Source organism: Bacillus sp. 179-C3.3 HS, assembly GCF_047229225.1.
Taxonomy (GTDB): domain Bacteria; phylum Bacillota; class Bacilli; order Bacillales; family Bacillaceae; genus Bacillus.
This window is the reverse complement of sequence record NZ_JBFEFT010000040.1, coordinates 1-10,660: the sequence shown is the minus strand read 5'-3', so window position 1 is coordinate 10,660 and position 10,660 is coordinate 1. Positions and strand designations below refer to the sequence as shown.

Annotated in this window: 9 protein-coding genes and 1 other RNA gene; all 10 read right to left on the bottom strand. The window is 40.0% G+C overall.

Annotated elements, in window-relative coordinates; translation table 11 throughout:
- Positions 1–100: 100 nt before the first annotated feature.
- Positions 101–1,606, bottom strand: a complete 1,506-nt coding sequence (locus tag AB1K80_RS17020) for a carboxypeptidase M32 (RefSeq protein ID WP_412858112.1) — start codon at positions 1,604–1,606, stop codon at positions 101–103.
- Positions 1,607–1,729: 123 nt separating this feature from the next.
- Complete coding sequence (locus AB1K80_RS17015) at positions 1,730–3,661, bottom strand: ATP-dependent DNA helicase (RefSeq protein ID WP_412858110.1); 1,932 nt, start codon at positions 3,659–3,661, stop codon at positions 1,730–1,732.
- Between the two features lie 75 nt (positions 3,662–3,736).
- Positions 3,737–3,934, bottom strand: coding sequence for a hypothetical protein (locus AB1K80_RS17010; protein ID WP_412858108.1), 198 nt, complete (start codon positions 3,932–3,934; stop codon positions 3,737–3,739).
- A 102-nt stretch (positions 3,935–4,036) separates the two neighbouring features.
- Positions 4,037–5,191: a THUMP domain-containing class I SAM-dependent RNA methyltransferase gene (locus tag AB1K80_RS17005; RefSeq protein ID WP_412858106.1), complete on the bottom strand. Its 1,155-nt coding sequence runs from the start codon at positions 5,189–5,191 to the stop codon at positions 4,037–4,039.
- Between the two features lie 99 nt (positions 5,192–5,290).
- An RNA gene (gene rnpB, locus AB1K80_RS17000) (RNase P RNA component class B) lies at positions 5,291–5,672 on the bottom strand.
- A gap of 55 nt (positions 5,673–5,727) precedes the next feature.
- A complete protein-coding gene (gene gpsB, locus AB1K80_RS16995; RefSeq protein ID WP_008356836.1) occupies positions 5,728–6,033 on the bottom strand; it encodes a cell division regulator GpsB in 306 nt (101 codons plus the stop codon).
- A gap of 75 nt (positions 6,034–6,108) precedes the next feature.
- Positions 6,109–6,651, bottom strand: a complete 543-nt coding sequence (locus AB1K80_RS16990; RefSeq protein WP_412858104.1) for a DUF1273 domain-containing protein — start codon at positions 6,649–6,651, stop codon at positions 6,109–6,111.
- Between the two features lie 50 nt (positions 6,652–6,701).
- Positions 6,702–6,935: a CotD family spore coat protein gene (locus AB1K80_RS16985; protein ID WP_412858103.1), complete on the bottom strand. Its 234-nt coding sequence runs from the start codon at positions 6,933–6,935 to the stop codon at positions 6,702–6,704.
- A 314-nt stretch (positions 6,936–7,249) separates the two neighbouring features.
- Positions 7,250–8,491, bottom strand: coding sequence for a ribonuclease H-like domain-containing protein (locus AB1K80_RS16980; RefSeq protein WP_412858102.1), 1,242 nt, complete (start codon positions 8,489–8,491; stop codon positions 7,250–7,252).
- Between the two features lie 24 nt (positions 8,492–8,515).
- On the bottom strand, positions 8,516–10,660 hold a 2,145-nt coding region (locus AB1K80_RS16975; RefSeq protein ID WP_412858101.1), incomplete at its 5' end, for a DEAD/DEAH box helicase.

The following is a 10,660-nucleotide window of genomic DNA, read 5'->3' as shown; positions in this document are numbered from 1 at the left end:
TTTTATTTCGGATCACAACGATCCGTTTTCAAACTTGAAGGTGTTTTTTATTTGTCTCATCTTATGGGGTCAGTCCCCTCATCAAAGGGAGCTTTTTCAATTACGATAAATAGAGTTTTGTATATTTTTCAATTACATAATCAATTAAATATTGAACATTTAACTCTTCACCAGTGGCATCTTGAATGATTTCAGAAGGCTTTTTCCGTTTTCCATGCTGGTGGACATGTTCAGTGAGCCAATCTTTTATCGGTGCAAAAGTGCCCTTTTGAATCAGTTCATCAAAATTCGGTAGATCTTTGAGCATTTGGTGCTTTAATTGCGCCGCATACATATAACCGAGGGCATATGATGGGAAATAACCAAAGCTTCCATCAGACCAATGGACATCTTGTAAAATGCCAAGTGCATCGTTTGGAGGAGTAATACCAAGATAGGCTTTGTATTTTTCATTCCAAAGTGCAGGTAGGTCTTCAACAGCTACTTCTTCATTAAAAATAGCTTTTTCAATTTCATAGCGAATGATGATATGTAGCGGATATGTGAGTTCATCTGCTTCGATCCGAATATAAGTTGGTTTTGATTCATTTACAGCATGCACAAAATCTTCTAATGACACATCTTTAAACTGTTCAGGTGAAGCTTCTTGCAGCTTTTGATAATACGTTTTCCAGAAATTCTCGTGTCTTCCGATAAAGTTCTCAAAAAATAGTGATTGTGACTCATGGATTCCCATCGATGTCCCATCACATAATAGTGTCCCGCTTAATGCTTCATCTATATTCTGTTCATAGATGGCATGACCACACTCATGGATTGTGCCAAAAAGAGACATGCGAAAATCATGTTCATCATAACGTGTTGTCACACGGACATCTCCCCTGCTTAATGTCACAGCAAATGGGTGGACGGTTGTATCAAGTCGACCTGCATCGAAATCATATCCTAGCTCTTTTAAGAAAAAGCGACTTAGTTCTTTTTGCTTTTCGATTGGGAAGCTTTTCGATAAAAATGACGTATCCGGTTTATTTGGAGAGGCTTCAATCTGTTTCACAAGAGGGACAATGGCATCGCGGAGAGCACCAAATTTTTCATCAAGCTGCTCAACAGTCATATCAGGCTCATAGTTATTTAGGAGCACATCATATGGTGTTTTTTTCACGCCCCAATATTGAATAAATCGCTTATTAAACTCAATGAGTTGTTTTAAATACGGAGCAAATAAGGAGAAATCTGATTTTTCTCTTGCTTCTACCCAGACATGTTCTGCTTTTGATTGTAGAACGGAGTATTCTTTGAATTCCTCTTTCGGTATTTTGCTGTTTTCATCGTACTCTTTTTGTGACAATTCGAGCGCTTTTTGTGTATCTTTTGATAACTTATCTTGCTGTTGAGATAATGCGTGGAGCAGATCTCTCATTTCATCAGATGTTTTCATATTAAAAATATCACTCGATAATTGACCGATCGTTTCAGCTCTGAAATCAGCACTTTTTTTAGGCGCCTGTGTTCTGGAGTCCCAATAAAGTAAATGGAGCGCTTCAGTGTAATGAGCGATTTTTCCAAGTAATTGATAAAATGCTTTCTCTGTTGATTCAAGACTCATGTGTGTGTTCCCCCCATCAAAAATATGTCAGTACGTTTCAAGGCTACTTCAATGGATGTTCATTTGTCAATGAAAAAGAGGAGAAGCCAAAGCGGTCTCCTCCTTTCCAAAAGGTTCTTTCTATTATGAACAGATGACAGGTTTCACAGGCAGGATGGATTCAATTTTACTCTGAAGCGCGGTATCTTCCTGACGATCAAAGTATACATGAATGCTTCCGGCATCCTGACTTGTCCGGATCAATCTCCCAATTCCTTGTCTTAAACGAAGCAGCATATAAGGAAGGTCCACTTCAGCATGTGCATCCTTCGCTTCATTGCGTTTCGCGTCAAATACTGGATCGTGCGGCGGATAAGGAAGTCCCCAAATGACGACATTTGTGAGTGATTGACCTGGTATATCTAAACCTTCCCACAAATGTACAGAACATAACACCGAAGTCTCATCAGCTTGAAACTTCTGCACAATCGTGCTAATCTCTTCATCGCCCTCAACATACATTTTGAAAGGCAACTCTTCATTGATTTGCTCTCTAAATGCATGAAGGTCATCAAAGGATGGGAAGAGGATCAAAGATCGTCCTCCATTTTCTTTCAATTGAGTGATCACTTGTTGCGCTTTTACTTCCACAGTAGACACGGGTTGTTGAATCCCATGGAAATAAATTTGCATTTGCGTATCATAATCATAGGGAGAAGCTACACTCATTGATAAATAGTCTTTTATTCCGAGACTTTCTGCTAAATAATCAAAGGATTCATTTTCAGACAATGTCGCAGAAGAGAAAATAGAAGGAATTTTTTGCGAGAATACTTTTTCACCAAGCACCTCTGCCACTGTTTTCGGCATCACAACAAAAGTCGTGTCTAATTCCTGTTTTTCAAGCCAGCTAATGGCGTTCTTTTGATAAAGCGACAGAGAATATGCCATTTGTTCAATATATTCTTCAACAACAGATAACTCATATTGATCAATTGTATACATTTCAGATTCAAATACGAGTGCTTCGCCGATTTTTTCAAGTAGGTCACACAATTCACTTGCTGAACGTTTGACTTCTTCCATGCGACCAATTTCCAGACGATGCGAGCCTTTGACTTCTTTGGCGTGAGTCTTTAAAAGGTAAAAGAATTGATCGTTCGTTGCGAGCGCATCTTCAACGAGTTCAGCGAATTCCTCACGAATGTCGTTTTGTAAAAGGCGCTCTAAAAATGTTTCTAGCATTGATTGCTTTACTCGGTATGTGAGTGCTTTTTGTGCGGCAAACTCAAGTAGATGCCCTTCATCAAATACAACAGAACTATGTTCAGGTAGTAAAGGAAGCTGCCCTTCACGTTTGCGGGATTCCTTTGTCCATACATGTTCCATATAAAAGTCATGAGAGCATATAATCAAGTCTGTTGCCTTACGATAATGATCTCTCGATAAATTCAGGCCGCAACGGTGACGCATGTCACAAGTGAGACAGTCCTGAAACGAGTCATAGCCGATTCGTGACCATTCATCGTTTGATAGCTCTGGATACTCTTTTCTATCCCCATACGGATAAAAAGTCTGCATCCCATGCGATTCATGAACAAATGAAGGAAGTGATTCATAAATATCAAGCCACTTTTCATCATCTTCACGCTGCATCGTTTTCTCTAGTTTCTTCATACATAAATATTGATCATGCGATTTACTCAATCTCGCATCTATTTGAATATCAAGGTGATTGGCAATTTTATAGATATCACCTTCTTGTTTAACGAGCTGCTCAATCAGCGTTTCATCTGCACATGCAATGACCGCAGGTTTCCCTGTATACCTTGCATATGTGACAGCAAATAATAAATATACGATGGTTTTGCCTGTCCCTACCCCGGCTTCGGCAAACATGACACTTTTTTCTTTAAAGGCTCTTTCTAACTGAAAAGCCATGAAGATTTGTTCATCTCGAAGATCAAAGCCCTTCTCTGGTAAAATGTCGTAAAACACATCACCTATCCAGTTGCCCAGTTCCTCGTAAAAATTGTGTTCTTTTGTTAATGAAAAAGGCAAACGAGATGCTTTCACCTGCTTCAACCCCCAACTTTTGAATCTATTCAGACATTCAATAGTAACATTGATGCAGGGGAAACACAATCTTTTTTATGAACGCAATCGATGATGATCGCTTTCTTTCATGAAAAATACATGTTCGGAACGCTCTATGTAAGCCTTGGCGAGTGCTAAGTCTTGTATTGCTTCCGTCAGCTGAGCAGATTGTCCATTTTCTTGTCCCTTTAATTTTTGTGCTGTTGCGGCCAATGCTTTTTGAATTAACTGAAATTGATCATATTGAATCATAGTACACCTCTTTTTTTAAAATCAAGTTCAGTTTATTCCGTCCTGCAAAGGTTTATACCTGATGATATAAAAAAAAGCCACACCCACTCAGGTGTGACTTTTTTAAGATTCAGTTCTCGGCGTTTTAGGTGGGCGTTTTCCCCAATATTGATAATAATCTGTTTTAATAAAGCCGTTAAATAGTTTGCGTTTTTTCGTCGCTTTTCTACCGAAGCATTCTTCAAATTGTTCATGTGACGTCAAGATATAAATGGACCATGTATCGAGCTCTTTCAGGGCATTTCCCATTTCTCGATACATCTTCTCAACCGCTTGTTTGTCACTAAGTCGTTCTCCGTATGGCGGGTTTCCAACAATCACACCGTACGCTTCTTTTGTTTGAAAGTCTCTTACTTGCATTTGCTTAAATTGAATCAGTTCACTTAGTCCAGCTTCTTCTGCATTCATTTTTGCGATGTCGACCATGCGGTGGTCTATATCACTCGCAATAATTGTAAGTGGTTGATCATAGTTCGCCTTTTCTTCGACTTCCAGACGGGCTTTGTTCCAAACGTCCTCACCAATCCACTCCCATGCTTCTGATGCAAACTCACGGTTGAATCCAGGTGCAATGTTTTGTCCTATTAAGGCTGCTTCAATGGCAATTGTTCCTGACCCGCAAAATGGGTCAACAAACGGACGATCAGGTGTCCAATTGGTCAATAACACGAGCGCAGCAGCGAGCGTTTCTTTAATCGGTGCTCCGCCCTGATCCATGCGGTATCCACGTTTATGAAGACCTACACCAGATGTATCAAGTGTGAGAACGGCACGATCTTTTAATAGAGCAACCTCTATTTTATATTCTGGTCCTGTTTCATCAAGCCACTCAGACTGAATGTGATAAGACGATCTAAGCTTTTGTGCAATCGCCTTTTTAACGATCCGCTGACAATCCGGTACACTCGCAAGCTGTGATTTAACAGACTTACCAATGACAGGAAACGTACTATTTTTCGGCAAGAAAGCAGCCCAGTCGATGGCTTTTGTTTGTTCAAAGAGCTCATCAAATGTTTTCGCGGAAAATTCAGCGACTTGTACCTTTATACGATCTGCTGTACGTAACCATAAGTTGGCACGGCAAATGGCAAGAGCATCGCCTTGAAAGATCACTTTTCCATTATCTACTGTGCATTCATAGCCGAGGTCTCTTACTTCTTTTGCAACAATTGCTTCAATTCCCATTGGAGCTGTCGCGATAAGTGTATAGGTTTTCATCTATTTATCACCTGTCTCTTACTTATTCAAGTTAAAAGCTCTCCTTCATGATAAAAGGAGAGCTTTGATTTCATGATGTTTATCATAACGGATGTAACGTTCTGTAAGCCATGTTTTGTTCCATTGTACTGCAAACGGCGAATGCCTCGTACTCAGGTGGTAATCATCTATCTACAGAATTCTCTGTCCTTCTCTCCGTTTGGTTCCTTTGAGAAAGTTCCCCTACCAAGTTTGGGTTTCTCGCTCGAGGGGTTTACCGCGTTCCACTCTCACCATTTCTAGTGAGACTTCGTCACTGTGGCACTTTCAAGGATACTTTGCCATATCCTAAAGGACGTAGGCATTTTTCCTGCCGTCAGCCTTTCCCAGGCTGCCCTGGCTTATTTTTTCGCCAGGCACGAACACTACGGGCATCTCAGCACCGTGCGAGCATGGACTTTCCTCTGCAATGTCAAAAGCATTACAGCGATTACCCGAACGTTAATCACCAAGCGTTATTATAAACGACAATGTGTGCGAACACAAGTGTTTTTGAATCAGTCATACAGTTTACTACCGAATACATGTTTTTCAAGGTTAGATAGTCGTTTTAAAATATCAAAGTTTGTTGTATTGGATTGGGCAGGTTGCCTTTTCCCTTGTTCAACGGCTTCTTCAAGCTGTTTTGTCAAGTGAAGGTTTTCTTGTTGAAGTTTCTCAATTTCTTGATGGAAGGTCTCATAATCTTTAATGACCATATCTAAAAATTTATCGACTTCTTCTTGTTTATACCCTCTGACACCTGTTTTAAATTCTTTTTCCAAAATTTCTTTCGCAGAAAGCTTTACTTTATCAGCAAGCATCTTTTTCACCTCATATCGTGAATTCATAGTATATTTTTTCAGAAATACGTGACGTTGTCAAATTTTCTCTTGCTTTTATTCAAAAAAAGGATCTTCTGCTTCAACCTGTGCCCTTAAATCATCCATCGTAATGTACATAATCGGATAATCTGGATAGGTCTCAGCCTCTTTAATCATGTATTTCGGTGAGCCTTCATGTTCAGGATCATATAAAACGAGGAGACCATCTGTTTTTTCGATAAAAAAGCGATTTTTCTGTTTAAATTGTGCTGGACTTTCATACGGTCGATGTGTGACACTTTCTACAAAATCAGCTTGTGCAAGAATTCCTTCATACAGCTCTTTATTTTGCTCGTTCCAGCGCTCTTCTTGTTCATAAAATGGCGTAATGACAGCAAGTTTTAAATCTGGATACTCTTCTTGAAGCTCAAACACTACTTCAGCTGTCCAGATTTCTGCACCTAGCTGACCTGATATCAGGACCCATTCGAGGCCATCTTCGATGAGTGATGTCAGCCTTTTCTGAAGCTCCGCTTTTATGTATTGAAGTGCAGGCTCATCTTGTTTGAATATCCCAAGCTCGAATGGCTTGTACCCTGTAACAGCAATAATTTTCATAAATTTCACCTACTTTTAAAAAAAGGGACTTATAAAAGTCCCATTTCACCTTACATGTTACAGCCAGGTCCACCGCAGGCAAAGTGTTGATGTGTTGCCGCATTCACCTGAGAAAACGTTTGCGGGAAGTAGTGAACATGTTGGAAATTTTGGTGATGGACATTTGTTAAATGCTGCGGGTGGATGTGTGGCACAATGGTTGTTGCTTCGGTGTGTGTACAGCAATGATTTGTTGGATGAACAATTGGCTGTGTCACATTCGGCTTGCAATGATGATGGTACATGTAGCATTCCCCTCTCCTTGATTTTCTTACATTATCAATGTATGAATCATGAGGTGTACATGTACTAATGCATTAACCTATTTTAAAAGTTTGCGAGAAAAACATCTTTATAATTAGAAAACACAAAGGCAATTAAAATGACAACAAGAAAAAACAAGTAAAAAAGACCCTTATACATACACGACGCTCCTCATTTATTATCTAACGCTATTCTACAGGATTCGTGACTTTTCTACAATAAAAGTGATAAACAATTTTTATTTTTAGCCGTTAGCCGAACGTTGTCATTTTATGCGCTTTCCCAGGCAATAATTTTATTGCCCTGCTTTTCTCATGAGGCGTTTTTTTCGTTTTTCAAGCAATTCAATCTCTCGTTCACTTAAAGTTGAAAGTGATAATAAGGTTTGGACAATCTGAAGGGCTGATTTGGCATCTTTTTGGCGATGCTCTTCATACTTTGCTAGCTCTACTCCTGCTTTTAACGTTAAGTGTAATTCATTTGATTCAAACAGCTCTCTCCATATTCGAACAGCTTCATCCAAACGATTCGTTTTTTTATACAATAAGGACAAATCAAAAGATGCTTGATTCACTTGCACAAAGTCAGCGCCTTTTAAATCTTGCAAATGCTTTGTTGCCTCCTCTATATCACGATGGGCAAGATGCCAACGGGCGAGTGCGTATTTCTCATCGTTTTCAACCAATGCATCTGCTGATAATATTTTTTTGGATAAATGAATGTATAGACTGATTAAAGAAAGGACATCTCCTTCATTATGTGTCAATATCCCTTCAATCAGCTTAGGGTTTTGTTCCTTTAGGAAATGAAAATAAATCATTGGTGCTAAAAACCCCGGCGTATCCCCATGACGATTTACGTGAAGCTCTTCTTTTTCTACAACGGAAAGGGACATTCGTTCATATTTATGCTTCCATAATCTCCTTGCCCCATGAAGCAGGTCAAAATGACCGAACTCAGGAAGTGAGGGGATTTGATCCCGTAATAACGTATGCCGCGTCTTCACTTGTGGCCAATCGAATGATTTTCCATTATATGTCACAAGTGATTCAACATCCACTTCATCGAGAAAACTTTTATAAAGCGCGACTTCATGACCAGGGTTTGTTAGAAGATGTTGTTTGACCACGACTTTATCTGCAAAAACACGGGCATGCCCTAACAAAAAGATCATATTTCCCGTACCTCCAGATAAGCCGGTTGTTTCTGTATCAAAGAAAAACAATTCATGCGGTTTATATCCTTTAGCTGAAAGTGAATGCTGAATGTCACTTTTATTCCACGCAGACACAATGTTTGGTAATTCTGAAAATGAATAGATCCCATGCTGATCATCCAGCTCGTACGTTACTTCTCGAATCAGACAATAGGCATCTTCAAAATAGTAAGGAACTGCCCCTAGTTGCTCCCACTCTTTTAAAAATGGTATGTCTTTTGTTTGTTGGGTTTGTGACACTTTCGTTCCATGATGCTTTCCTTCTGAATGAGTGTGCGATAGATGCTTTTTCATTCGGTTTAATTTTCCTTTTAAAGACATGAGTGGGTATGTACCTCCTTCCCTTTAAAATACCGACATTAATGCGACGATATTGTCTTTACCGTTGATTTCTTTCATTTCCATCCCAATACAAGATGGACACCCATTTTCACACAGGCAACGTTCAATTAGCTGGATGGCTGCATGGGCAATGTCTTCAAATCGTGCTTGAACTTCTTTGCTTAAGCCAATTCCACCAGGATAGTGATCATATAAAAATACGGTCGGCTTTCCTGTATGTGCTGCTTTAATTTGTGAAACAACATGTATATCTGAGCGATCACACATAACAAACGCTGGTACAATATGCTGAAGAACATTTGCAATGCCGAGTAGCAATTGCTCAAGGGTTTTTTCTTCAAATCGGCCATCTGCTTGATGTAGTTCAAACCATGCCGCACTTGTATGAATTTCTTCTTCAGGTAAGTGAATCGGACCGGATCCGATATTTTCACCACTGGATAAACGGATTTTTTTGAAAATGGTGGGCATCATGTTTACTGTCACATCACCATAGTGAACAGATACTGCTTCCTTCTCCGTTGTTTGATCAATTTCAAGTACTTTTAATTGGACAGCTAAATTGGCATCTGTATAGTATTCTACATCGACTTGTTTCACATATGCTTTTCGATGCTCGTAATCTAGCTTTTCCACTTGGTATTGTATTCCTTCATGTAAATAAATGGCTTCGTTATGCAATAAAGTCATCGCACTAAAGCGATCCATCTCTCCAATAATCCGAACATTGGCCACATCTGACTGATCCACAATGACGACGTTTTCTTGGCTTGCCGATCGCAAGCTAATACCGTGTGCCGGAAAGGATTGATCTGACCAATAATACCGCTTCCCGCTGAAATGAAGAACACCTTCTTCATGTAAATATTGCAAAATCTCTTCAATGTCCATGTCGCCAAATGGTTCATCTTCTCGAAATGGGAGTTCATACGAAGCACATTTGAGGTGATCGACTAAGATAATGAGGTTTTCAGGATTAATCCTCGCCGATTCAGGCGGTCTATCAAAGAAGTACTCTGGATGTCTAACAATATATTGATCTAGCGGTGACGAGCTTGCGACCATGATGATTAACGCTTCCTCGTGCCGTCTTCCAGCACGTCCTGCTTGTTGCCATGTACTTGCGACACTACCTGGGTATCCTGTCATGATACAGACCTTTAACTGGCCAATATCCACACCTAGTTCAAGCGCATTCGTGCTCACCACACCTAGGATATCCCCTTCCCTTAGTCCCTTTTCAATCTCACGGCGCTGCTTTGGCAAATACCCGCCTCGATACCCCCGGATCGACTTTGGACCGATCTCTTTTTTGACTAGTTCTTGAATATGACTTAATATCACTTCCACTCTCACTCTGCTTCTCGCAAAGACGATCGTTTGGATCTTTTCTTTCAAAAATGTTTTTGCTAGTTGATTGACAACAGTCGCCGCACTTTGTCTAATATTTAATGGCTGATTCACAACTGGTGGGTTATAAAACACAAAATTCTTTTTACCGCTAGGCGCCCCGTTACGTTCTATGAGGTGCACTTTACTCCCGGTCAGCTGTTCTGCCAGCTCTTTTGGATTTGCAATTGTGGCAGATGTACAAATAAAAATCGGGTCACTCCCGTAAAAAGCGCAAATTCGTTTCAACCTGCGGATGACATTGGCGACATGACTACCAAACACCCCTCGATATGTATGAAGTTCATCAATGACAATAAACTTTAAATTCTCAAATAAATGAACCCATTTCGTATGGTGAGGTAAAATGGCGGAATGCAACATATCTGGATTTGTGATCACAATATGCCCTGCCTGTCTCACTCGTTGCCGAATGGCTGGTGATGTGTCTCCATCGTATGTCTCACTATGAATGGGAATATCCATTTCATGGATGATATCGTTCAGCTCACTTTTTTGATCCTGCGCGAGCGCTTTGGTTGGAAATAAATAAAGAGAGCGGTTTGTTTGATCTTCTGCGATTGATTGAAGGACAGGCAAATTATAGCAAAGCGTTTTCCCAGATGCTGTAGGTGTGACAGCCACGACATGCTCGCCATCCATCACCCGCTCAAAGGCTTCGTTTTGATGAATGTATAATTCATTTACGCCTCTTTTCACAAGTGCCTTTTTCAGCCTCTCATCCACTCTATTAGGAAA

Coding starts and splice junctions, on each gene's coding strand:
- AB1K80_RS17010 (WP_412858108.1), bottom strand. CDS start 3,934: ATGATTCAATATGATCAATTTCAGTTAATTCAAAAAGCATTGGCCGCA.
- AB1K80_RS17005 (WP_412858106.1), bottom strand. CDS start 5,191: ATGAAAACCTATACACTTATCGCGACAGCTCCAATGGGAATTGAAGCA.
- AB1K80_RS16990 (WP_412858104.1), bottom strand. CDS start 6,651: ATGAAAATTATTGCTGTTACAGGGTACAAGCCATTCGAGCTTGGGATA.
- gpsB (WP_008356836.1), bottom strand. CDS start 6,033: ATGCTTGCTGATAAAGTAAAGCTTTCTGCGAAAGAAATTTTGGAAAAA.
- AB1K80_RS17020 (WP_412858112.1), bottom strand. CDS start 1,606: ATGAGTCTTGAATCAACAGAGAAAGCATTTTATCAATTACTTGGAAAA.
- AB1K80_RS16980 (WP_412858102.1), bottom strand. CDS start 8,491: ATGTCTTTAAAAGGAAAATTAAACCGAATGAAAAAGCATCTATCGCAC.
- AB1K80_RS16985 (WP_412858103.1), bottom strand. CDS start 6,935: ATGTACCATCATCATTGCAAGCCGAATGTGACACAGCCAATTGTTCAT.